This window comes from Xanthomonas sp. NCPPB 1068 (assembly GCF_041479385.2).
Lineage (GTDB): Bacteria > Pseudomonadota > Gammaproteobacteria > Xanthomonadales > Xanthomonadaceae > Xanthomonas > Xanthomonas cannabis.
Genome location: NZ_CM192986.1, coordinates 4,432,643 through 4,456,122, shown reverse-complemented (window position 1 = coordinate 4,456,122; position 23,480 = coordinate 4,432,643). Strand labels below are relative to the sequence as shown.

Sequence of the window (23,480 nt, the reverse complement as noted above, 5' to 3'; positions counted from 1 at the left end):
TCCAGCGCGCCACAAACTGCCGTGGCACGTCACAGTAGCGGCGCGGCGAGGCAGATCTAAACCCCTCGCCTCGGCCAGCTGCGTGAGGCCGTCAAGCCGATGCAGGCACATGCCGTGCTGCGCTGCCGCGCGTCAGCGCCCGGGCGCGCCACTAGACTGCACGGCTTTCTCGATGCTGGAGCAATGCATGGCAACGCAGTACCTGCCGGTTTCCCTGATAGGCGTTCCCACCGACATCGGTGCCGGCCACCGCGGCGCACGGATGGGGCCGGAGGCGCTGCGCATCGCCGGCTTGCAGGAGGCGCTGATCGGCCGTGGCGTGGAAGTGCGTGATCTGGGCAACCTGGATGGCCCGCGCAATCCCTGGCAGCTGCCGCAGGCCGGCTACCGGCATCTGGACGAGGTGGTGGCCTGGAACCAGGCGCTGATGGACGCCAGCTATGCCGAACTGCAGGCCGGGCGGATGCCGATCATGCTCGGTGGTGACCATTGCCTGGGCATCGGCTCGATCACTGCGGTGGCCAGGCACTGCCGCGAGCAGGGGCGCCCGTTGCGGGTGCTGTGGCTGGACGCGCATTCGGATTTCAACACCAGCGAGGTGACCCCGTCCGGCAATGTGCACGGCATGCCGGTGGCCTGCCTGTGCGGGCTGGGCCCGCAGGCGCTGACCCACCTGGGCGGCAGTGCGCCGGCGTTGTTGCCCGAGCAGGTGCGGCAGATCGGCATCCGCTCGGTGGATCCGGAGGAGAAGCGGCTGATCAAGCAGCACCGTATCGACGTCTACGACATGCGCTACATCGACGAAGCCGGCATGAAGCGCACCATGGAGGCCGCGCTGCAGGGCATGAGCGCCGAGACCCACCTGCATGTCAGTTTCGATGTGGATTTCCTCGACCCGAGCATCGCGCCGGGCGTGGGCACCACGGTGCCCGGTGGCCCCAACTACCGCGAGGCGCAGCTGGTGATGGAGATGATTGCCGACACCGGCCGCATGGGATCGCTGGACATCGTCGAACTCAATCCGGTGCTGGACAACCGCAACGCGACCGCCGAACTGGCAGTGGATCTGGTGGAGAGCCTGTTCGGCAAGTCGACCCTGATGCGAGATTGATCCAGCGCTGAACGTGGCGTGCTGCCGTTCACATCAAATCCACGTGCGCGCAGTCAGATTTGGCGCCAAGCGAGGTGCGACCGCACCGGGCGCAGACCGAGGAAGACCGATGAAGCGACTGCTGACACTGATGGTGCTGGGCCTGTTTTCGGCCGGCGTAATGACTGGCTGCAACACCATGGCCGGCGCCGGCAAGGATATGCAGGGTGCGGGCGACAAGGTCGAAAAAACGGCCGAAAAATGCAGCGACGGCAAGTGCTGACCCCAACGTCTTGCGTGTGATGTGTTCGATTTGATTGATCTGCGGCAACTGGCCGCTTACCTACGAAGGAGTCTGTTATGAAGCGTGCAATTGTGCTGCTGGTGCTGTCGGTGTTGTCGGTCGGTATGCTGTCGGGTTGCAACACCGTCGCAGGTGCCGGCAAGGACGTGCAGGGCGCTGGCGAGAAGGTGGAAGACGCAGCGCGTAAGTGATCTGACGCCGCATGCAAAAAAACGGGCCGCAAGGCCCGTTTTTTTTTTTGCGCCCAGCCTGGGCCAGCGCGCCGGTCGCACCGCAGCTGCGCGATTGCCAGATCGGTTGACGGTATCGCGCGTCGGCAACGGTTCAGTGCGGTGATCGCCGGCTTGACACCTCTTGATGAGCAACGAACGCATCCGTGGGCACCCTGATCCCACGGTCAATCGCGGCCGCATCGCAGCGGAGTCAACGCAATGAACACTGACATCATTTCCGGCAAGTGGACCCAGCTCAAAGGCAAGATGCAGGCGAAATGGGGCGACCTCACCGACGACGACTTCAAGGTTGCCGAAGGTAACGCCGAATACCTGCAGGGCAAGCTGCAGGAACGGTATGGCTGGGACCGCGACCGCGCCCAGACCGAAGTCCGCGCCTTCGAAAAATCCTTGCGCGACGACACCTGATCCATAACGCGCCGCTCCCGGCGGCAAGCGATATTGCAGACCACGGGCCGCCACTGCGGCCCGTTTCTGCGTGTGTGGGCAGGTGACAGGAATCCGGTGGCAGCAACACACCGCTGGCAGCCACCCGATAGGCACGGCGCGGAACCGCTAAACTTGCACGCTGACTTCCTGGCACTACGCAGATGACCACTCGCGTCCTCACCGGCATCACCACCTCCGGCACCCCGCACCTGGGCAATTACGTCGGTGCGATCCGCCCGGCCATCCATGCCAGCGCCGCCGCCGATGCGGAAAGCTTCTACTTCCTTGCCGACCTGCATAGCCTGATCAAGGCGCAGGACCCGGCGCGTACCCAGCGCTCCACGCTGGAGATCGCGGCCAGCTGGCTGGCCTGCGGCCTGGATCCGGACAAGGTCTGGTTCTATCGGCAGTCCGATGTGCCCGAAACCACCGAGTTGATGTGGTTGCTGACCTGCGTGGCCGGCAAGGGCATCCTCAACCGCGCGCATGCCTACAAGGCGGCGGTGGACAAGAACCGCGCCGACGGCGAGGACGACGATGCGGGCGTGACTGCCGGGTTGTTCATGTACCCGGTGCTGATGGCGGCCGACATCCTCATCTTCAATGCGCACAAGGTGCCGGTGGGGCGCGACCAGATCCAGCACATCGAGATGGCGCGCGACTTTGCGCAGCGGTTCAACCATGTGTACGGCCGTGATTTCTTCACCTTGCCCGATGCGGTGATCGACGAGCAGGTGTCCACCTTGCCGGGCCTGGACGGCCGCAAGATGAGCAAGAGCTACGGCAATACCATCCCGCTGTTCGCCTCGCGCGAGGAGCTGCGCAAGCTGGTGTTTTCCATCCTCACCGATTCGCGCACGCCGGGCGAAGCGAAGGACACGCAGGGCTCGGCCTTGTTCCAGCTGTATCAGGCATTTGCCACGCCGCAGGAAACCGCCGCCTTCGCGCAGGCCTTTGCCGATGGCATCGGCTGGGGCGATGCCAAGCAGCAGCTGTTCGAGCGGATCGATCAGGAGATCAGCCCGTTGCGGACGCGCTACGAGGCGCTGATGGCCGAGCCGGCCAAGATCGAGGCGATCTTGCGCGCCGGGGGCGCACGCCTGCGTGCGCGCTATGCCACGCCGCTGCTGGCCGAGCTGCGGCACGCGGTGGGTCTGCGCGACCTGGCCGATCAGGCCGGCCCTGCCGTTGCGCAGGGCGGTGACAAGCTCGTCTTGCCGGTGTTCAAGCAATACCGCGAACCCGATGGCCAGTTCTATTTCAAATTGAACGATGGCGCAGGTGCACTGCTGCTGCAGAGCGACGGGTTTGCCTCGCCGCGCGATGCCGGTCAACTGATCGCGCGGTTGAAACAGGCCGAGCAGGTCAGCGATCTGCAGTTGCCGGGCGTGCATGCGCAGGTCGAGGCAGCGCTGATTCTTGCGGCGATGCGGGCACTGCGAGAGGCATGATCGACGCACGCGCGCAAGGGGTGGCGGCCTTGCGCGCATTGTTGACCACATCGCGCACTGCGTGCTGGCCAAGCGCGCGCCGGCCCTGGATGGATGCTGTTAATTCGTCGTTGCCTGGAACCGGCGGCACAGCATCTGCGCACTCCCTGCGCCTACACTGCGATGGTCCAGGGAGCGACGGGGTAGGAATGACAGCAGTGGCCGATTCCAGCATCCACACCATCGATACCGGTTTTGGTGGTGTGCAGTTCGATGCGGCGTATCTGATCGTGGAGGCGCACCGCGCGGCGTTCGTCGATTGCGGGACCTCGCACTCGGTGCCGCACCTGCTGGCGGCCCTGCAGGCGGCAGAGCTGACGCCGGCGCAGGTGGAGTGGTTGATCCTGACCCATGTGCATCTGGATCACGCCGGCGGCGCCGGTGCATTGCTGCAGCATCTGCCCAATGCCCGCGTGCTGGTGCATCCGCGTGGCGCGCCGCACCTGGTCGACCCCACGCGGCTGATTGCCGGCGCCACCGCGGTGTATGGTCAGGCCGAGATGGCGCGCAGTTATGGCGCGATCGTGCCGGTGCCGGCCGAGCGCGTGGTGGAAGCGGCCGATGGCCACTGCGTACAGTTGGGCGAGCGCCCGCTGTTGACACGCGACACGCCCGGACATGCGCGCCACCATCTGTGCGTGTGGGATGCGCGTAGCCGCAGCTGGTTCACCGGCGACACCTTCGGGCTGTCGTATCGCCAGCTCGACAGCGCGCAGGGCGCCTTCATTCTGCCGACCTCCTCGCCGGTGCAATTCGAACCGGAGGCGATGCTGCAGTCGATCGCGCGGTTGATGGATACCGACCCGCAGGCGATGTATCTCACCCACTACGGGCGGGTCGAATCGCCTGCACCATTGGCGCAGGCGCTGGTGCAGCAGATTCATGCGATGACCGAGATTGCAGTGGGTTGTGCCTCGCGTGCAGACCGCCACCGTTGCCTGGTGGCCGCACTGACGGAGCTGTATCTGGAGCGCGCACGGCAGCACGGCTGCCTGCTGGACGATGCGGGCGTGGAGCAGTTGCTGGGTACCGATATCGAACTCAACGCGCAGGGGCTTGCGTGCTGGCTGGACCGCGCCGCACGCTGAGCCGACGACCTCGGCGCTGATGGTCTTGCGTGTGCGGGGAGCCGGCCAGCGCTGCCGATGACGCGCCTGGCATCTGCGTCGATTGCGGCACTGGCCGCATTGCGCGATGTCTGCAAACTGCTTCGCACCGGTGGCCGATGCCTGATCGCTGCCGCTGATCATGCCACCGTGGAGCCGTGATGCCTGGTAGCTGCAGCGCGTACGAGTAGTGGTCAGCGTCTGCGCACGCCGGGTTTGCAGCGCCGCCGCGCTCGGAAGCGAACCGGTGGCTGCGGTATCGCGCTCCCGATCGGGCCGCGCGCTTGTAAACTGTCTGTCATCCGTCCGTTGCAAGGCCTTACCGTGAATCCGATGCGCATCCTGCTGTTGTCCGCCTGCCTGTTTGTGGGAGGTGTGGCACAGGCCGCCAACGATCTGCCCGGTGGCGGCATCGATGCCGAAGCGTTGTCGCGGCATGTGCGCCTGCTGGCATCGGACGACTTCGAGGGCCGCGCGCCGGCCAGCGCCGGCGAGCAGCGCACCGTCGATTATCTGGTCGAGCAATTCAAGGCGGCCGGGCTGCAACCGGGCGGCGAGCAGGGCAGCTGGACCCAGGCAGTGCCGCTGGTGCGCGCGCAGGTCGATGGCCCCGTGCGCGCGCACCTGCGCGTGGGCGGCAAGACGCAGACGCTGGTCAACGGCACCGATGTGACCTTGCAGAGCCTGCGTCCGCAGGCCGCAGTGGCGCTGAAGGATGCGCCGCTGGTGTTCGTGGGCTACGGCATCAGCGCGCCGGAGCGGCAGTGGGACGACTACAAGGGCGTGGACCTGCGCGGCAAGATTGCGGTGGTGCTGATCAACGATGCCGACTTCGAGAGCGCGCAGCCGGGTGCGTTCGATGGCAGGGCGGTGACCTACTATGGCCGCTGGACCTACAAGTACGAAGAAGCCGCGCGGCGCGGTGCGGCCGGGGTGCTGATCGTGCACGAAACTGCGCCGGCCGCGTACGGCTGGGCCACGGTGCAGAGTTCGGGTCTGTCGCCGCTGTTCGATATCGAACGCAGCGACGCCGATGCAAAGGCGCAGCACGTGCCGGTGCGTGGCTGGATGCAGCGCACGCTGGCGCAGACGCTGTTCAAACAGGCAGGGCTGGATTTCGAACAGGCCAAGGCGCGCGCGCAGCAGCGCGATTTTGCGCCGGTCGCGCTGGGCGATGCCACGCTGTCGGTGGATTTCAAGCTCAAGCGCGAACGGGTGGTCACCCATAACGTGGTGGCCAAGCTCACCGGCAGCCAGCACCCGGACGAGACGGTGATCTTTTCTGCGCATTGGGATGCGTTCGGGATCGGCAAGGCCGATGCCAGTGGCGACACGATTCGACGCGGTGCGGTGGACAACGCCACTGGCGTTGCCAGCGTGCTGGAACTGGCGCGCGTGTTCGCCGCCGGCCCCAAGCCGCAGCGCACGCTGTATTTCATTGCATTGACCGCAGAGGAAAAGGGCCTGCTCGGTGCCAATTACTACGCGGCGCATCCGCTGGCGCCATTGGACAAGACCGTGGCGGTGCTCAACATGGAGATGTTCAGCCCCGATGGCCCCACCCGCGACATCGCCTCGTGGGGGCGTGGACGGGTGTCGCTGGAAGGCGACCTGGAGACGGCCGCCAAGGCGCGTGGCCGCACGTATTCGCCGGACCCGAATCTGGAGGCGGGCTTCTTCTACCGCGCTGACCATTTCGCGTTCGCGCGCATGGGCGTTCCGGCGATCACCGCCGGCCCCGGCCTGGACATGCTCGAAGGCGGCGTTGCCAAGGGCAAGGCGCTGCGTGACCAATACTTCGCCGATTGCTACCACCAGCCCTGCGACCGCTGGACGCCGCAGTGGGATGCCAGCGGGCACGCCGCCGATACCACCCTGGTCTATGACGTGGGCGTGGCACTGGCCAACGGCCGCCAGTGGCCGAGCTGGCAGGATGGCTCGGAGTTCAAGGCGATCCGCGCGCGCAGCGATGCGGCGCGCAGGTAAGGGCCGCTAGAAAACGGCTGCGCAGCCAGCAGGCGGGCGCGGCGGTTGCCTGGAATCGGACTGCGCCACGTGGACGCTCCGGCTCCGAGCGTGCTGTCCGCACTCCACACGTGCCGCACGACGGCTCGTGCGCCGCTGCAGAGCGTGACGCCTAGGTGACCGCCGCATTTCGCCAGCGCGGCTTCATGCCTGCCTTGCGCTGGCGCCGACGCTGAGGGCATTGGCGCAGCACGGCCTCATGCAGCGCTTTGCAGGCGACTTTCCTGCAAGCGTTCTACTTGCGGCACGGATAGCGTTTGGCCAGCGCCTGGACGATCAGGCCAGGTGCGGGCTCATCCAGGCGCGCATCGGGCAATGCGCTGAGATCGGCGAGCACCACTTGCAGATCCGGCGGGCCGGCCTTGCCTGCGGGCATGCACCACTGCGTGCGGTAACTGGCGCTGGCCACGCCCAGCAGGTAGGCGCCGGCACGGCTGGCCGACACCATGACCTTGAGTTCGGGCTGCCCGGGTGCGTCGATCTCCGGTGCCAGCGAGCCGTCCAGCCCGGCATCGATCAGCGCATGGCCGGTGAGCTCCCAGGGTTCGGGTGCGCGTGCGGCGGCTGCGGTGGAGGAGAACAGGGCAAGCGCAACCAGGGCCAACCAGGGGGTGCGATGTGGCATGGGCATTCCATCGTGATGAGCGTCGAGCGCACCATACCGCGTGCGCTGCGCACCGTCTGTGCGGTGTCGGCGCGTGCAGGTGATCTAGAATTGAAGCTTCCGCTGCAGTTGGCAGGTCCGATGTCTTCCTCTCACGACGCTGCCGCACCCGCGCGCAGCGGGCTGGTCGTTCTCGCATTGTTGCTGGTGTATGTGGTCTGGGGCTCGACCTATCTGGCGATCCGCTTCGCGCTGGAAGGCGGTGCGCAGCCGTTGACGATGGTGTCCGGCGCGCGCTTCATCATCGCCGGCAGCGTGCTCTACGGCGTGCTGCGCTGGCGCGGCGTGGCGGCGCCCACGCGCGCGCAATGGAAGAACGTGGCCTTGATGGGCGCGGCGCTGTTGCTGTTGGGCAACGGCATGGTGGTGCTGGCCGAGCGCAGCGTGTCCTCCGGCCTGGCCGCCACTGCAGTGGCCTCGGTGCCGTTGTGGATGGCCTTGTTCGGTGCCCTGCGCGGCCAGCATGCCAGCGGCGGCGAATGGCTGGGCATCGTGATCGGATTCCTGGGCGTGGTGTGGCTCAACGCCGGCAGCAGCCTGACCGCAACGCCGGGCGGGCTGGTGTTGCTGCTGATCGCGCCGATCGGCTGGGCATTCGGCTCGGTGTGGTCGCGGGGCCGCGACCTGCCATCGCCGTTCATGACCGCCGCCGGGCAGATGCTGTGCGGCGGCGTGTTGCTGGTGAGCACCGGCCTGTTGATCGGCGAGCGGCCGCAGGCCTGGCCCACCCCGCAGGGGTTGATGGCAGTGGCGTACCTGTGCGTGTTCGGCTCGATCGTGGCATTCACCGCCTATGTCTGGCTGCTGCATCACGTGCGTCCGGCACTGGCCGGCAGCTATGCCTACGTCAATCCGGTGATTGCAGTGGCATTGGGCGCGTGGCTGGGGCACGAGCGTTTCACCGCCCACGACATCGGCGCGATGGCGGTGATCCTGGCCGGCGTGCTGGTGGTCACCCTGGCCAAGGCGCGGCGATGAGCGCGGCCGTGCCGGTGTCGGCGGTGGAGGCGCGGCGCGGTCTGTTGATGACCGCCGCGAGCTTCGTGATCTGGGGACTGGTGCCACTGTATTGGCACCTGCTCAAGGTGGTGCCGTCGCTGCAGATCATTGCGCACCGCATCGTGTGGAGCGCAGTGCTGGTCGTTGCGTGGCTGGTGGCGACCTCGGGGCTGCATTGGTGGCGCACGATTGCCGCGCAGCCGCGCGCGCTGTGGATGCTGGCCGCCAGCAGCGTGGCGATTGCCTTCAATTGGGGCCTGTATATCTGGGCCATCAATGCCGGGCATGTGATCGAAGCCAGCCTGGGCTACTTCATCAATCCATTGCTGAGCGTGTTGCTGGGCGTGCTGGTGCTGAAAGAGCGCCTGCGTGGCATCCAGTGGCTGGCGGTGGCGTGCGCTGCCGCAGGCGTGCTGTGGCTGACCATCGATGCCGGTGCACCGCCGTGGATTGCGCTGGGGCTGGCGATCTCGTTCGGCCTCTACGGGTTGCTGCGCAAGCTGGTATCGGTGGACCCGGTGGCCGGGCTGGGTGTGGAGAGCGTGTACCTGTTCGTGCCGGCACTGCTGCTTGCCGCATGGGGCGAGCAGGGCCATGGCGGCGCGTTCTTCAGCGGCTGGGACCTGCGAACCGACCTGCTGCTGATCTTCGGTGGCGTGGTGACGGCGGTCCCGCTGATCGGGTTTGCGTACGGCGTGCGGCGGATCCCGCTGTCGCTGGTGGGCATCCTGCAATACATCGGGCCGAGCCTGCAGCTGTTGCTGGGCGTGTGGTTCTTCCATGAGCCGTTCGACCAGGGACGTGCGATCGGGTTTGCCACGATCTGGCTGGGCTTGCTGCTGTTCGTCGGCGACAGCGTGGTGCGTTCGCGGCAGCCGGTGGTCACGCGCTGAGCAAGCGTCGCACTGCACGCAGTGCGTGTGGCCTTGATCAGCGCGACGGCCTCGCATCGGTGCGCCGCGCTGGCCGCGATCAACTGCGCGGCATTGCCAATGGGCTGGTCACTGCCAGCGTGGAAGCGGGCAGCGCCGGCGGTGCAGGGCAATGGCCGGGGTCGCGTTGCACCTGCGCCAGCCAGTGATCGATCGGCCCGCCGAGCAGGTCCAGCCGTAGCGGCAGGCTCAGATGGTTTTCGCCGGGAAGCTCGACGTAATGCGCACGCGCACTGGCCAACGCCAATGTGCGGCCATGTGCCACCGGAATGTGCTGATCGGCATCGCCATGCAACAGCAGCACGCAGCTGCGCGTGTCGGCCAGGGCGTGCGCGACATCGACATGGTCCAGGTCCAGCTTGAGCTGGGTATCGGCGGCGGCGATCACCGCATCGATATTCTGGTCGGCATAGCGCCAGCGCGCATAGGCAGCCACCGCCTGCCCGCGCCACCCGTGCGGCTGGCTGGCGAGCAGATGCGGCACCATGTCACGGATGCCGCGGCCGGCATTGGCGAACGATTCCATCGCCACCACGCCGGCCACGCGCGGGCCGAGCTTGTCGGCCGTGAACAGTGCGGTGGCCGCGCCATAGGAAATACCGAACAGATACAGCGGCCCGGCAATTTCGCCCCGTGGCTGCAGCGCATCGAGCACATCGATCACGTCATCGGATTCGCGCGTGCCGTAACCGGACGGCCCGCCGCCGGAATGGCCGTGGTTGCGCAGGTCGATGGTGACCACCCGGTAGCCGGCCTGCGCCAGCTGCAGCGACCAGGGCAGCAGCGAATCGCCATCCATCATCCAGCCATGCAGCAGCACCACGGTGCCACGCGGCGCCGGCGGCGGCGTGGTGGGCACGCTGAAGCCGAAGTCCACGTCCAGCGCATGCGCCGGGTCGTGGCGCTGGCCCAGGTAGCGGTAATGCATGGCGTACTGGCCGGGATCGATCGCCCGCCAGAAGATCGGCACGCCATCGCGCGTGACCACATGCCCGCTGCGGTTGGGCACCGTGGCGATAGTGGCGGCAATGCGTTCTTCGTCCAGCAACGGCGACACACCACCGGGCGCAACCAGGCGCTCGCTGAGCGAGGTCGAAGAGGAAGAACAGCCGGCCAGCCACAGGCAGGCGCAGGCCAGCAGAATCAGGCGCGTCATGGCGAAAATCGATGGATGCAACGGCCGGGCAGGCTACGGCCTGCCGGCCCGCGCATCTACCGCACTGCGGTGACAAAACCATGACAGCCTGCAATACATTCAGATACCAAGCGCATCGCCTTGCTCGGCTCTACGAATCCCCAATCCCCACTCCCGAATTCCGGCGGGCCAACGGCCCGCCTACACCTCACGCAACGCCGTGGTGATCGGCAACCGCGCCGCGCGCAATGCCGGGAACAGCCCACCCACCAGCCCGATGCCCAGCGCCCATTTCAGCCCGCTCCACAGCAGCTCCGGCGAGACCTTGAACTGGAACACCACCTGGCTGAAGTTGTTGCCCAGCGTGGAGACGGTATAGCCGTTGAACACCGCCCAGGCGATCAGCCCGCCCAGCAACCCGCCCAGCAGTGCCAGCAGCATGGTTTCCAGCATCAGCGCCATGATCACCGGCGTGCCGCGAAAGCCGATGGCGCGCATGGTGGCGATCTCGCGCGCACGCGTGGCCACTGCCGCATACATCGTGTTGAGCGCGCCAAACACCGCGCCCACCGCCATGATCGCGCCGATCACCGTGCCCAGGATGCTGATCAACCTGTTCAAGCCGCCGCCCTGTTTGCCGTAGTAGGCGCGGGTGGTTTCCACATCCAGCTTGAGCCGCGGGTCGGCGGCCATGGCGGTCTTGAACTGCTCGAAGCCGGCCTTGCCGCTGGTGCGTGCGGTAATCGACTGGTACGCACGGCGGTTGTAGGTGGTGGCCAGCGTCTGCGCATCGGTCCACAGCTCCGAATCGTGCGCATCGCCGGAGGCGAATACACCGACCACCGTCCATTGCTGGCTGCCCAGCGTGAGCGTCTTGCCCAGCTCCAGCCCGCGGAACTGATTCAACGCGCCCTTGCCGACCACGATCTCGCGCAGGCCGGTGTTGAAGCGGCGGCCCTGCACGATCCTGACCTTGGGGTGCACCGCCCAGGCCTGTTCGCCCACCCCGCGCAGCTGGGCGTTGACGTCGGTGCCATCGGAGCGGGAGGCGACGTTGACCACCTGCGACAACTCCGGCGAAACCATCGGGCGTCCGTTGGCATCGGTGGCGATGCCCGGCAGGCTGCCGATCAGCGGCACCAGGTCGCGGGTGATCACCGAGTTGGTCTCGGCCTGCGAGCCGCCGCGCAGGACAATCGCGGTGGTGTCGTCGCCGGTGCTGTTGAGCGTGGCCTGGAAGCCCTGGCCCATCGCCAGCATTGCCACCAATACACCGACCACACCGGCAATGCCGACCACGATCACCGAGGTGGAACCCCAGCGTTGCGGCAGGCTGGCGATGCCGATGCGTGCAGCGGCCAGCGACAGGCGGCCACTGCGGGTGGCGACCAGCCACACCGCCAGCAGCACCGCGACCGGCGCCAGCCAGATCCACGGCAGCGCGATCCACAGCCCCAGGCCGAGCGCCAGCAGCACCACGGACACCACAGTGACGCCACGATCTTTCCATTTGCGTTGCATGTGCATGCTCCTGTCAGCGGCCGGCGAGGGCATCGACGATCTTCAAGCGCTGCGCGCGTAACGCCGGCAGCACACCTACCACTAAGCCGATGCCGACCATCAGGGCCAAGCCAACCAGCCAGGTCTGCAGCGGTACGCTTTGCGTGGGCATCAGCCCGCCGCTGCGCGCGGACACCGCCGGAATCACCAGTGCCGCCAGGCCCATGCCGATCAGCCCGCCCAGGCCGATCAACAACACCGACTCGATCATCACCAGGCTCAGTACCGTGCGGTCCTGGAAGCCCAGCGTCTTGAGCGTGGCCAGCTCCGGGATGCGCTCGCGCACCGCCTGGGCCATGGTGTTGCCGGTGAGCAGCAGCAAGGTGAAGAACACCGCGGCCATGATCGAGGTGACGATCAGGCCGATATCGGCGAACTGCTTGACGAAGGCCTGCTGAAACGCCGATTCGGTTTGCGACTTGGTTTCGTGATCGGAGTTGGCCGACAATGCATCGATGGCCTGCGCCACGCGTGAGGCCTGGTCGGGGTTGCTCAAGGTCACCGTCAGCCAGCTCACCTGGTTCTTGATGTAGTCGTTGGATTCGTCGAAATATTTCCAGTTCATCATCAACTGGCGTTCCTGATTGGCCGCCACGGTGCGGTCCTTCATGCGAAAAATGCCGACCAGCTGCAGCGGCCAGTCGTTGCTGCCGCCACGCGGAAAGATGGTGGCCTGCAACGGGATGGTGTCGCCGATCTTCCAGCCATGTTCCTTGGCCAGGGCTTCGCCGACCACCGCACCGGTGCGCGTGGACTGGAATGCCTTGAGCTGGTCCTTGGGCAATTGGTATTCGCTGTAGACGTCGAAGAAGTTCGGCGCCACCGAGAAATTGGGGAAGAAATTCTTCGGGTCGCGGTAGATGCCGCCGAACCACATGGCCGAGGTCACATCGCGCACGCCCGGCACGCTGCGCACCTGTGCTTCCAGGCGGATCGGCAGCGACTGGGTGATCGACAGCCGCGAGGCTACCACCAACCGGTCCACGCCACTGACGCTGCCGCCGGAGGTGAAGGCCACGCGCACCGAATCGAGCATGCCGAACAACAGGAACGCCGCCACCACCGACAACAACGTCAACAAGGTACGTGTCTTGCTGCGGAACAGCTGCGCCCACACCAGCGAGAGATACTTCATGGCAGCGCTCCTTCAGAGCACGAGTGGCGCGTCGGCCAGCTCGCCCTTGTCCAGATGGATGGTGTGGGTGGCGTACTCGGCGGCCTTGGGGTCGTGGGTCACCATCACGATGGTCTTGCCATGTTCGCGATTGAGTTCCTGCAACAAACGCAGGATCTCTTCGGCGTTGTGGCGGTCCAGGTCGCCGGTGGGCTCGTCGCAGATCAGGAAGGTCGGGTCGGACACGATGGCGCGCGCGATCGCCACACGTTGTTGCTGGCCACCCGAGAGCTCGCTGGGCTTGTGGTTGCGACGCTCCTGCAGGCCGACCAGGGTCAAGGCGATCTCTGCGTTGCGCTTGCGCTGCGCCGCATTGAGCGAGGTGAGCAGCAATGGCAGCTCCACGTTCTTCTGTGCGGTGAGCATCGGCATCAGGTTGTAGAACTGGAACACGAACCCGACGTGGTGGCTGCGCCAGGTGGCGAGCTGGCCGCCGCTCATGCGGTCGATGCGCTCGCCTTCGATCTCGATCTCGCCGCCGCTGGGACTGTCCAGGCCGCCGATCAGATTGAGCAAGGTGGTCTTGCCGGAACCGGACGGCCCCATCAGCGCGACGAAATCGCCGCTGGCAATTTCCAGATCGATGCCGTGCAGCACCTGCACCTGCTCGGGGCCGCGTTGGTAGGTCTTGGTGATGTTGCGCAAGCTGACAAGAGCGGTCATGGCGAGTCCTGGCGATGCAAGGGGAGAGGGAAGCGAAGGGCGGTACGGCGACGGCGACTGCACAAGCGGTGGGGCGGATGGCGCTGCCGTGGCAGCGATGCAACAGGGCGTAAAAAAACTGGCGTGCGTGTGATCTGGATATCCGGATTCAACAACGGGTTGCATCAACAATCGACTGCGCAGCACCCGTGGCGGATGCAGTCATTGCACCCAGCGTCCTGGGCTTGCCCGGAGCGATCGCAGCGCTGCTCCCGTACAACGCTGCGATCACCAGTTCCAGCCCAGTGCGGTCTGGTGCGACAACGTGGCATTCCTGCACAGCGGCAACGACAACACGGACTGCGCCGCGGCCGTAGCGTCTGCGAGCTGCGGCCACGAATGGTTATTCGGTCGCGTCAGGCTCCGCTTCGGCTACCGTGTCGCCATCCTTCAAGGTCTGCGGCGGGTTGAGCACCACGCTGTCGCCGGCATTCAAACCGGTGACCACCTGCCGGTCCTGGCCCATCACCATGCCGGTGGTGACGGTCCTGGCGGCCACGGTGTTGCGTTCACCGACCACGAATGCCAGCGTGGTGCCGTCGCGTTCGATCAGGGCAGCGGCCGGCACGCGCACGCCCTGCGGCTTGGACGCCTGCTGCGGTTTGGCCTGCTCCAGGAAACTCACCCGCACGCCCATTTCCGGCACGATGCGCGCGTCCTTGACCTTGAAGGCCACCCGCACTTTCACCGTGGCCTTGCCGCGGTCGGCGGTGGGAATGATGGCGATCACCTCACCGGGAATCTTCCAGTCCGGGTAGGCGTTGAGCACCGCTTCCACCGGCATCTTCGGTTGTACACGGCCGATGTAGGACTCGCCGACTTCTACTTCGATCTCCAGCGAGTCCATGTCCACGATGGTGCCGATTCCGGTGCGGGTGAAGCCACCGCCGGCCGACAATGGCGAGACGATTTCGCCCGGCTGCGCAGCCTTGGCGGTGACTACGCCGGCGAACGGCGCGCGCACCACGTTGAAGTCCGAACGGATACCGGCAATGGCCAGTTGGTCTGATGCCACCTGCACGTTGCGTTGTGCATTCTGCAACTGCGCACGCAAGGCATCGCGTTGCGCGGTGGCCTGTTCGTACTGCGAGCGCGAGACCAGCTGCGCGCCGACCAGCGACTGCAGACGCGTGGCATCGGCATTGGCCACGGCCAGCTGGGCCTGCATGTTGTCGACCTGGCTGCGCGCGGCCGACAGCTGCGAGGCCGACAGCGTGCGCTGCGCGTCGGCGTCCAGCGGGTCCAGCGTGGCCATCACCTGGCCCTGTTCCACCCGCATGCCTTCTTCGATCATTACCTCGCGCACCTTGCCGGTCACCTGCGCCGACACCGTGGCCATGCGCCGCGCCACCACGTAGCCGGAGGCATCCAGCACCGAGGCGCTGCTGCTGCCGGCGCTGATCGCCACCACTGGTGCGGTCTGCACCTTGGCCACCGGAGTGCGGGTGAACCACCACGCGGCAGCGGCCAGCGCGATGACGATGACGATGGCGGCGATGATCCAGCCGGCGCGGCGCGCCGGTGGCGGCGTGGCAGGACGCTGGCGGTCGATGCGGAGTTGTTTGAGCAGATCGGCGGAGGTGTTCATCGAGAACCAGGACAGAAGGCTGCGCAGAATGTGACTGCCTGCAAGGCGCGCCGCAAGCTGCCGGAAGTCACCACCTGCAAGGCGGCGACAAACGGTAGGACCTGCCGGGCTGCTGCGATTGCGCTGCAGCATGCAATCTGGCGACGGCACTCACCAGTGACAGCTGTCACCTGCACGCCATGACAGGTGCGACTGTGCGGCCTACCTGCAGGCGCGCACGCTTGCCTATCGATCAAGCCGGTACCTGCGTATGTGCCATCCCCACCGCATGTGCTGCCCAGGTGCGGCGCATCACGACAGTCATTGCACTTGGTGGCAATGCTTGAGGTTGCTGATCCATTCCGCAATGCATTGCGGCACGCCCAGGCGAGCGCGGCAATGGCAGAATCCACTCACTTCTCCGGATCCATCCCGATGCCTCTGACGCTCCCGGCCTGGCTGCGGCCGGCTCCAGATTCGCAAGTGGCCGCGCGCCTGGCGCAGGGCCAGTCGCCATGGATGGACTGCGTGCACCTGCTGTGGTCGGCCTGGGTGTTCGTGGTGCCGGTGTTCTCCTCGCGCGGTTACGATGCGACCTGGCTGCTGTGCACGGCGCTGTCGTATCCATTGTTTCTGCTGCTGTACGCGCGCATGTTGCTGGCACCGCGCGGCACGCTGTACCGCTATGCATGGGCGATGGGCATGCTCAGTGCGGCGCTGCTGCCGGTGTACGCCTCGGGCATCAGCTACTTCGTGTTTGCCTGCCTGAGCCTGCGCCCTTCCACGCGACATGCGCTGTGGCGGCACTTCGCGATCCTGCTGCTGATGAACGCGTTGTACCTGGCCTGGGCGCGCTGGCTCGGAATGGCCTGGCAGGGGTTGGTGTGGTTTCCAGTGTCGGTGCTGGGCATGTCCGTGGTGATGGCGGTGTACAGCATCAATGAACGCAAGGACGCATTGCTGCGCCTGTCGCAGGACGAAGTGCGCCGGCTGGCGGCCACCGCCGAGCGCGAACGCATCGGTCGCGATCTGCACGACCTGCTGGGTCACACCCTGTCGCTTGTCGCACTCAAGTCGGATCTGGCCGCGCGCCTGATCGAACGCGACCCGCAGACGGCACGCAACGAAATCGACGCCGTGGCGCAGATCTCGCGTGACGCGCTGACGCAGGTGCGCCGTGCTGTTACCGGCATCCGCGCCGCCGGGCTGGTGGCCGAGCTGGCCTCGGCAAAGGTGCTGCTGGACATGGACGGCATCGTGCTGGAACACATGCTGGACGCGTTGCCTCTGCCACCCGAACATGAAACCGCGTTGGCGCTGGTGGTGCGCGAGGCGGCCACCAATGTGCAACGCCACGCCCAGGCCAGACGGGTCCGGGTCAGCCTGCGCGCGCAGAACGGCCGGGCGGTGCTGGAGATCACCGATGATGGGCGCGGCGGGGTGATCGTGCCCGGCAATGGCCTGGATGGCATGCGTGCGCGCCTGCAAACCCTGGGTGGCGCATTGGACGTGGATGCGCTGCCCCGCGGCATGCGCCTGCGCGCCAGCGTGCCGTTGCCGCACCCCATGCCGGATGCTGCGCACCCACCGTTGCCGCTGCCCTTGGTGCCGCAACCGCGCTGAGCGCTCACCGGCCCGGCCGCTGCACGTTGCCGGCCCGCACTGTTATCGTGCGCAACCGTTGCACAGAGGCGAGCGCGAGCGATGATCCGGGTGTTGTTGGCCGAAGACCAGGCCTTGCTGCGTGGCGCGCTGGTGGCCCTGCTCGGGCTGGAGGATGACATCGAGGTGGTTGGCAGTGCGGGCGATGGCGAAACCGCCTGGCGCGAGCTGCAACGGCTGCAGCCGGACGTGCTGATCACCGATATCGAAATGCCCGGGCTCAGCGGCCTGGAACTGGCTCAGCGCATCCAGCGCCAGGCGCTGCCGGTGCGGGTCATGATCGTCACCACCTTTGCGCGTCCCGGGTTCTTGCGGCGCGCGCTGGATGCCGGCGTGTCGGGTTATCTGCTCAAGGACGCGCCGGCCGAACAACTGGTCAGTGCCGTGCGCCAGGTGCAGCGCGGCGGGCGGGTGATCGACCCGCAGCTGGCCATCGATGCCTGGGTGGAAGCGGACCCCCTGAGCGAGCGCGAGCGCACCGTGCTGCGCCTGGCCGGCGAAGGCCGCTCGGCCAGCGAGATCGCGCAGCAGCTGCAGCTCTCGCATGGCACCGTGCGCAACTACCTGTCCGAATGTATCGGCAAACTGGGCGTGGCCAATCGCATCGAGGCGTACCGGTTGGCGCGGCAGAAGGGCTGGTTGTAACGCCCTCAGTCGATGCCTGTCGTGTGCGGTCAGCTGGAGTTCGCGATAGATGAGACTGCATGCGCTTGAGCAGCGCTTGAGCAGCGCTTGATCGACGCGATCGCGCGACGAAGGCATGGCATCACACGCATCACCCACCCATCCGGCAGCTATTCCAAACGCGTGCGAAGGCATGCGATTTGCACGCAGGTACACTGCGCAGCATCGGAAAACACGGCGAGCAATGCATGAAATCTCTGTGGCTGTCGGGCCTGCTGTTGGTGTGCGCTTTCAACGCATCGGCCGAGCAATTCAAGATACTGGTGGCAGCCATTCCCAACCAGTATCACCACGACTATATCCCCGTGGCCAAGCCGCAATTCGAGGCGATGGCGCGCAAGCATTATGTCGAGATGGTGTGGGCGTGGAATGCCAAGGCGTTCGAGGGCGATCTGTCGCAATACGCGGCCATCGTGTTGCTCAATACGCCGGCGACCGATCTGGACCCGGCGCAGCGGGCCAACTTTCAAAACTACGTGCGCAACGGCGGCGGCGTGGTCGCCGTGCACAAGGCCTTTGCGATCAAGCGCGGTGACTGGGAGTGGTACGACCACATGATTGGCCGCTCGTTCCGCACCCATCCATACATGCAAACGGCGATGGTGGATGTGGTTGATGCCAATTTCCCGGCCACGGCCGGCCTGCCCAGGCGCTGGGTGTGGAGCGATGAGTGGTACGAATACGATCCACCGTACAGCGATGACCTGGTCACGCTGCTCACCGTCGACGAAAGCAGTTATGACCCTACCCTGATCTGGCCGGGCCAGGTCGCCAGGGGCATGGGCAAACAGCACCCGGTCGCGTGGTATCACCACTTCGAAGGCGGCCGCGTCTTCGCCACTGCGTTGGGTCATCTGGCCGAGGCGTACAATGATCCGCGCTACCTCGATCACCTGTACGGTGGGATCTATTGGGCGGCGACTGGCAAGGGCATCGAAGCATCTGCGCCAGCGGCCAAAACAAAACGCCAGCGTTAAGCACTAGCACCTCTCCGGGCGGGAGAGGGGTTGGGGGAGGGTACGGAGCGCAGCCACCTGGAAGGGAGAATTGCGAGGCTTCACCCACAGCCTCATCCGCCCCTGCGGGGCACTTCTCTCCCATAAAGGAGGACAGTGTCCCGACGGGAGAAGGGACAAGCCCTTCTTCTATTGAAAAAGGCGCGCGGTGGAGGCGCAGCGAAATCACTCTGCACAACACGTTATCCATCCCAGCTCCACCCCATCAACGCGCCGACCGCTCCCCACGCGCCATGCTGGAAAACACGCCGTCCCGGCGCACCCAGGCATGAAACAGCGCTGCGCTCAGATGCGCCAGCACGGTGGCGAACAACAGATACGCCAGCCAGCCATGTGCGCTGCGCAGCCAGGCATACAGCGCCGGATCATGCGGGGCGATCGGCGGCAGGTTGGCGCCTGGCCATAGCACGATCGGGTAGCCACCGGCCGACAGCATCGCCCAGCCGATCAGCGGCATGCCCAGCATCAACGCGTACAACAGCCAATGCGAGGCGATCGCCGCGGCCTTCTGCCAGGCAGGCAAATCCGCAGGCAATGCCGGCGGGCGATGGCGAAGACGATTGATCAGGCGCAGCACCGCCAGGACCAGAATCGCGATACCCAGTGGACGATGCAGATCGATCAACCACGGCCGTTGCGTCACCGAGGCCACCATGCCGACGCCGACGAACAGCATGGTCAGGATCATCGCGGCCATCAGCCAATGCAGCACGCGCGCGGGAAGATTGAAATGCGTCGGACGGCTCATTGACGTGCTCCCTGGCCGGTGGCGGCGCTGCCTGTGCCGTTGGCGATTTCGCGCTCGCGGCGATTGAACGACTGCGAATACACCGACGAGCGCGCTGCCAGGATCGGGTCCTTGGACGCAGCAAGGCCCTTGGGCAGGATCAGTGGGTCGTAATTCAGATCGCGGCAGGGGCCAGTGGCCTGCGGCTGCGCATGATCGATCGACAGCGTTCCGGCCACGATCTGCTTGCGGCTGGCCGGCCATGGCTGCGATGGGTCGTCCACCGCATCGCCGGGTTCGGCGATGGTCAGCACCATGTCCCAACGCAACGGCCCCTGCGCCAGCCGCGTGTCCAGATCGGTGGCGAGAAAATCGCCATCGGCCTGCTTGCGTTGCTCGGCGCTCAATTCCTTGAACGGCGTATGCGGGCGCATCGACCAGCGGATGTAGCGTTCGCGTCCATCGGCGGCAATCGCACGGAAGGCGTTAACGCCGTTGTACTGCGTGTTGGCCCAGCTGTCCGACCATGGCGCGGTCTTGGCCCACTGCTGGAACTTGGCCGCTTCTGGATACTGCTTGCCGAACGCCGCCAGTTTTTCCGGGTCCGGCTTGCCGGTGGCCGGGTCGGGTTTGGAGGCCACGTTCAAGGCCTGGAAACCGGCCGGGGTGGCCACCACGAAGAACGGAAAGCTGTTCATCGCCGTACGCCATTCCTGCCCGTCGTCGCTGCGCAACAGCAGCGCCATGCTGCGTACGCGCGCGGCCCCGTCGGCCCCGTGCGGGTCGCCGCCGCCGATGGACATGCGCCCCAGCACCGGCGTGCTGGCCTGGCTGAAGATGCGCGCCGACGACACCCAGGTGGCCTTGCCGCTGGACTGGAACTGCCCGCTCACGCACACGCCCTTGGTGTGCGCGCGGCGAAAGCCCGGATGCGGCGGCCCGCTGGATTCGATGGTGTCGGTCATGCGCGCGGCAGTGAGCCGGTCGCCGCCGATCCAGCCCGCCGTCCAGGCGAATGCGATGGCAACGCCGCCGGCAATGGCGGCAATGCCCAGCAGCGGCAGCACAGGGCTGCGCGCGCGCGGGGGCGAAGGAGGTGGCAACGTCATGGCTGGCTCCGGTGGTCGATGCGGTGAGTGGTCGATGCAGTGAGACGCCGTGCAAGACGGGTTATTCCCGCGATTGCGAAAATACGTGCTGCACGCGCACGAATCGTGGGAATAGTCCACGCTCCAGTGCGTCTACTGTGTGATGCCACTACCAAACCTGCCAATGGATGCTCTGGACGATGACCAACTGCGTGCCGTGCTGCCGGCATTGCGCCGCTTCGCGCGGTCGCTGAGCGGCGAGGCCGCCAGCGCCGACGACCTGGTGCAGGCCACGCTCGAGCGTGCCCTGCGGCGTTGGCGCACCCGGCATACCGCCGACGCTGTGCAACCCTGGTTGTTCGCCATCCTGTACCGGCAGTTTCTGGATGGGCAGCGCCGTGCCGCGCGCTGGCAGCGGGTGGTGGGCCTGTTCGCGCCACAACAGCCCAGCCAGTCCGCCTCTGCCGAACAGGTGCACGACGGCCGTGCCATGTTGGCCAGTCTGGCGTTGTTGCCAGCCGAACAACGCGCCTTGCTGCTCCTGGTCAGCGTGGAGGGCTTCAGTTACCGCGAGGTGGCCGACACCCTCGGCATCCCGATCGGCACGGTGATGTCACGCCTGTCGCGTGCGCGCGAACGCTTGCGCGCAGTGAACGAGGGCCACGTGAACCACACACCTGCATTGAGGATCCTCAAATGACCACCACACCGCCCGACGAGCATGCCTTGCACGCCTACGTCGATGGCCGCCTGGCCCCGGAGCAACACGCAGCGGTTGCGGCGTGGCTGCAGGCACACCCTGCGCATGCCGCGCGCGTGGCAGGCTGGAAGCGCGATGCCGAAGCGCTGCGTGCCGCGCATGCCGGCCTGCCGCCAGAGCCGGGCACAGGTGCGCTGACGCCTGCGGCGATTCGCCGTGGCCTGCAGCAACGCCACCGGGCGGTGTTTGCCACGGCCGCCAGTTGCGTGTTGGCACTCGGCCTGGGCACCGGGCTGGGCTGGCAGCTGCACGAGAGCCGGATGACCAGCCAGCGGATTCCGATGGCCGATGCCGTGGCCGCGTACCGGCTGTTCGCCGAGACCGGCGCGCATCAGGGCGTTGCGCTGGAGGTGCAGCGCCGTACCGAGCTGGAGCCCTGGTTGCGCGCGCATTTCGGCAATGCCGGTGTCGTGCCGGATCTGCGTGCGCAGGGCTATACGCTGCGCGGCGGGCAATTACTTTCCACGCCGGAGGGCGCGGCCGCCATGCTGATCTACGGCGATGCCGACGGCGCGCGCATCGGCCTGTATCTGCGTCCACGCAGCGGCCCGATGCCGACCGGCGAACGTCGCGATGGTGGTCTGTTGGCGCAGTACTGGGCCGAAGGCGACACCGCGTTTGCGCTGGTCGGCCCGGCGACGCAGACACGCCTGCGCACGATCGCGCCGTTGCTGCGTCCCCAGGGATGACCAGCGCAGCTGCAGGCGGCTGGCACTCGCCGGCGCGTGGTGTGACTGGCCGCGCTTACCCGGCGTAATGCTGCTGCAGCATCGCAAAGGCCGAGCGCAGGGCCAGCGCTTCGCCACCGGCCGGGCGGCCGGGGCGGTCGCTGTCGTTCCAGGCGTACACGTCCAGATGTGCCCAGCGTTGGCCCGGGGCCACGAAGCGTTCCAGATACAGCGCGGCGGTGACGGCGCCGGCCATGCGCGAGCCGGCGTTGGCCATGTCGGCCACGTGGCTGTTGAGATAACGCAGGTACGGGCGCCACAGCGGCATGCGCCAGACCGGGTCGCGGGTCTGTTCGCCAGCGCTGATCCAGGCCTGCGCCAGCGCATCGTCGTTGGCGAACAGGGCCGGCAGATCCGGGCCCAGCGCGATGCGCGCGGCCCCGGTGAGCGTGGCGAAATCCAGGATCAGGTCCGGCTTCTGTTCGGTGGCATAACTCAAGGCATCGCACAGCACCAGCCGGCCTTCGGCATCGGTGTTGTCCACTTCCACGCTGACACCGGCACGGGTGGTGATGACCTCGCCGGGGCGAAAGGCTTCCGGGCCGACCGCGTTTTCCACCGCGGCAATCAGCAGGGTCAGCCGCACCGGCAACCGCTGCGCCATCACCAGGCCGGCCAGCGCCAGCGCATGTGCGGCGCCGCCCATGTCCTTTTTCATGTTGCGCATGCCATCTGCGGGCTTGAGATCCAGTCCGCCGGTGTCGAAGCACACGCCTTTGCCAACCAGCACCAGATGCGGATGCGCGGCATCGCCCCACTGCAGCTGGATCAGCCGCGGCGCACGGTGCGAGGCGCGTCCCACCGCGTGGATGGTGGGGAAGTTCTGCGCCAGCAGCGCGTCGCCCACGATCGCATCGACCTGCGCGCCATGCGCCTGCGCCACCGCACGGGTGGCCTCTTCCAGATGCTGCGGCCCCATGTCTTCGGTGGGCGTGTTGACCCAGTCACGTACCTGCAGGCAGGCCTCGATCAAGGCGCGGGTCTGCGCGGACGGCGTGGCCGCCAGTTCGGCCGGTGCGCGTGGCACCTTGCGGTACCGCGCGAAGCGGTAGGCGCCCAATCCCCAGCCCAGGTGCAGCAACGCCTGTTCGGCATCGCTCAAGGCGTTGGCCAGCGTCCAGCGGCTGGCAGGCGGCAATGCCATCGGCGCGTGGGCATAGGCATACGCGTCGGCGCGGTCGCCGATGCCGACAATGGCGCCGGCCAGCCCGTGGTCGCCGGGCAGCAACAGCACGCTACCGGGCGCGGCATCGAATCGCTGCGCCTGTGCCCACGACAACACGCGCGTGGGCTGCTCGGCGCACCAGCGTGCAAAGCCCTCGCGGTCGAGCACATACAGCGGCAGGGCCGCGGCGTTGGAATCGGTGAAACCGGTGAGGTGCGACATGGAAATCCTCGAATGCGG

The 23,480-nt window shown here is 66.6% G+C and carries 23 protein-coding genes; 14 read left to right on the top strand and 9 right to left on the bottom strand.

Translation table 11 applies throughout. From position 1 onward, the window contains the following. Positions 1–187: 187 nt before the first annotated feature. From rocF to ACCQ12_RS18900, 7 genes are all read left to right on the top strand, one after another. Positions 188–1,111, top strand: coding sequence for an arginase (rocF, locus tag ACCQ12_RS18930; protein WP_039404638.1), 924 nt, complete (start codon positions 188–190; stop codon positions 1,109–1,111). A 109-nt stretch (positions 1,112–1,220) separates the two neighbouring features. After that, positions 1,221–1,373 (top strand): entericidin A/B family lipoprotein, encoded by a 153-nt coding sequence (locus ACCQ12_RS18925; protein ID WP_039404598.1) that lies wholly within the window; start codon positions 1,221–1,223, stop codon positions 1,371–1,373. Between the two features lie 77 nt (positions 1,374–1,450). After that, on the top strand, positions 1,451–1,585 hold the full coding sequence (locus ACCQ12_RS18920) for an entericidin A/B family lipoprotein (protein WP_016904515.1): 135 nt from the start codon (positions 1,451–1,453) through the stop codon (positions 1,583–1,585). Positions 1,586–1,825: 240 nt separating this feature from the next. Then, on the top strand, positions 1,826–2,035 hold the full coding sequence (locus tag ACCQ12_RS18915; RefSeq protein ID WP_039404591.1) for a CsbD family protein: 210 nt from the start codon (positions 1,826–1,828) through the stop codon (positions 2,033–2,035). Between the two features lie 182 nt (positions 2,036–2,217). Continuing rightward, on the top strand, positions 2,218–3,507 hold the full coding sequence (locus ACCQ12_RS18910; protein WP_184441315.1) for a tryptophan--tRNA ligase: 1,290 nt from the start codon (positions 2,218–2,220) through the stop codon (positions 3,505–3,507). 188 nt (positions 3,508–3,695) lie between these two features. Further along, entirely contained in the window at positions 3,696–4,634 is a 939-nt protein-coding gene (locus tag ACCQ12_RS18905; protein ID WP_184441314.1) for an MBL fold metallo-hydrolase, read from the top strand. 351 nt (positions 4,635–4,985) lie between these two features. Then, positions 4,986–6,638 carry a M28 family metallopeptidase gene (locus ACCQ12_RS18900; RefSeq protein ID WP_184441552.1) on the top strand — a complete coding sequence of 551 codons (1,653 nt, stop codon included), beginning with the start codon at positions 4,986–4,988 and terminating at the stop codon, positions 6,636–6,638. Positions 6,639–6,912: 274 nt separating this feature from the next. On the opposite strand, the gene ACCQ12_RS18895 is transcribed toward ACCQ12_RS18900, so the two are convergent. After that, a complete protein-coding gene (locus tag ACCQ12_RS18895) occupies positions 6,913–7,302 on the bottom strand; it encodes a Rap1a/Tai family immunity protein (RefSeq protein ID WP_184441311.1) in 390 nt (129 codons plus the stop codon). A gap of 120 nt (positions 7,303–7,422) precedes the next feature. Between ACCQ12_RS18895 and yedA the strand changes: the two genes are divergently transcribed. Together yedA and rarD are read left to right on the top strand one after the other, a co-directional pair. Continuing rightward, positions 7,423–8,319 carry a drug/metabolite exporter YedA gene (yedA, locus tag ACCQ12_RS18890; RefSeq protein ID WP_039404637.1) on the top strand — a complete coding sequence of 299 codons (897 nt, stop codon included), beginning with the start codon at positions 7,423–7,425 and terminating at the stop codon, positions 8,317–8,319. Continuing rightward, on the top strand, positions 8,316–9,233 hold the full coding sequence (rarD, locus tag ACCQ12_RS18885) for an EamA family transporter RarD (RefSeq protein ID WP_184441309.1): 918 nt from the start codon (positions 8,316–8,318) through the stop codon (positions 9,231–9,233). The genes yedA and rarD overlap by 4 nt, the downstream gene beginning before the upstream one ends. Positions 9,234–9,312: 79 nt before the next feature. Here the strand turns inward: rarD and ACCQ12_RS18880 are convergent, their stop codons facing one another. From ACCQ12_RS18880 to ACCQ12_RS18860, 5 genes are all read right to left on the bottom strand, one after another. Beyond that, on the bottom strand, positions 9,313–10,428 hold the full coding sequence (locus ACCQ12_RS18880; RefSeq protein ID WP_184441307.1) for an alpha/beta hydrolase family protein: 1,116 nt from the start codon (positions 10,426–10,428) through the stop codon (positions 9,313–9,315). Between the two features lie 180 nt (positions 10,429–10,608). Then, positions 10,609–11,934: an ABC transporter permease gene (locus ACCQ12_RS18875; RefSeq protein WP_162183169.1), complete on the bottom strand. Its 1,326-nt coding sequence runs from the start codon at positions 11,932–11,934 to the stop codon at positions 10,609–10,611. Positions 11,935–11,941: 7 nt separating this feature from the next. After that, on the bottom strand, positions 11,942–13,102 hold the full coding sequence (locus tag ACCQ12_RS18870) for an ABC transporter permease (RefSeq protein ID WP_184441306.1): 1,161 nt from the start codon (positions 13,100–13,102) through the stop codon (positions 11,942–11,944). A gap of 12 nt (positions 13,103–13,114) precedes the next feature. Continuing rightward, the gene (locus ACCQ12_RS18865) at positions 13,115–13,804 is read right to left on the bottom strand and encodes an ABC transporter ATP-binding protein (protein WP_372382456.1); all 690 of its coding nucleotides are present in this window, start codon (positions 13,802–13,804) and stop codon (positions 13,115–13,117) included. Positions 13,805–14,186: 382 nt separating this feature from the next. Next, positions 14,187–15,431 carry an efflux RND transporter periplasmic adaptor subunit gene (locus ACCQ12_RS18860; protein WP_184441305.1) on the bottom strand — a complete coding sequence of 415 codons (1,245 nt, stop codon included), beginning with the start codon at positions 15,429–15,431 and terminating at the stop codon, positions 14,187–14,189. Between the two features lie 414 nt (positions 15,432–15,845). Between ACCQ12_RS18860 and ACCQ12_RS18855 the strand changes: the two genes are divergently transcribed. From ACCQ12_RS18855 to ACCQ12_RS18845, 3 genes are all read left to right on the top strand, one after another. Next, positions 15,846–17,033, top strand: a complete 1,188-nt coding sequence (locus ACCQ12_RS18855; RefSeq protein ID WP_184441304.1) for a sensor histidine kinase — start codon at positions 15,846–15,848, stop codon at positions 17,031–17,033. Positions 17,034–17,114: 81 nt separating this feature from the next. After that, complete coding sequence (locus tag ACCQ12_RS18850; RefSeq protein ID WP_047692816.1) at positions 17,115–17,717, top strand: response regulator transcription factor; 603 nt, start codon at positions 17,115–17,117, stop codon at positions 17,715–17,717. Between the two features lie 227 nt (positions 17,718–17,944). After that, positions 17,945–18,733: a ThuA domain-containing protein gene (locus ACCQ12_RS18845; protein ID WP_184441303.1), complete on the top strand. Its 789-nt coding sequence runs from the start codon at positions 17,945–17,947 to the stop codon at positions 18,731–18,733. Positions 18,734–18,977: 244 nt separating this feature from the next. Here the strand turns inward: ACCQ12_RS18845 and ACCQ12_RS18840 are convergent, their stop codons facing one another. Together ACCQ12_RS18840 and ACCQ12_RS18835 are read right to left on the bottom strand one after the other, a co-directional pair. Beyond that, positions 18,978–19,520 carry a cytochrome b gene (locus tag ACCQ12_RS18840; protein ID WP_104581199.1) on the bottom strand — a complete coding sequence of 181 codons (543 nt, stop codon included), beginning with the start codon at positions 19,518–19,520 and terminating at the stop codon, positions 18,978–18,980. Next, positions 19,517–20,608, bottom strand: a complete 1,092-nt coding sequence (locus tag ACCQ12_RS18835; protein WP_047692811.1) for a catalase family peroxidase — start codon at positions 20,606–20,608, stop codon at positions 19,517–19,519. The genes ACCQ12_RS18840 and ACCQ12_RS18835 overlap by 4 nt, the downstream gene beginning before the upstream one ends. Before the next feature lie 163 nt (positions 20,609–20,771). Between ACCQ12_RS18835 and ACCQ12_RS18830 the strand changes: the two genes are divergently transcribed. Then, a complete protein-coding gene (locus ACCQ12_RS18830; RefSeq protein ID WP_047692809.1) occupies positions 20,772–21,287 on the top strand; it encodes an RNA polymerase sigma factor in 516 nt (171 codons plus the stop codon). Further along, positions 21,284–22,036, top strand: a complete 753-nt coding sequence (locus tag ACCQ12_RS18825; protein ID WP_184441302.1) for an anti-sigma factor family protein — start codon at positions 21,284–21,286, stop codon at positions 22,034–22,036. Before ACCQ12_RS18830 ends, ACCQ12_RS18825 begins: the two co-directional genes overlap by 4 nt. Positions 22,037–22,091: 55 nt before the next feature. Here ACCQ12_RS18825 and ACCQ12_RS18820 read toward each other — a convergent pair whose 3' ends face one another. After that, the gene (locus ACCQ12_RS18820; RefSeq protein WP_372382455.1) at positions 22,092–23,462 is read right to left on the bottom strand and encodes a leucyl aminopeptidase family protein; all 1,371 of its coding nucleotides are present in this window, start codon (positions 23,460–23,462) and stop codon (positions 22,092–22,094) included. Positions 23,463–23,480 lie beyond the last annotated feature (18 nt).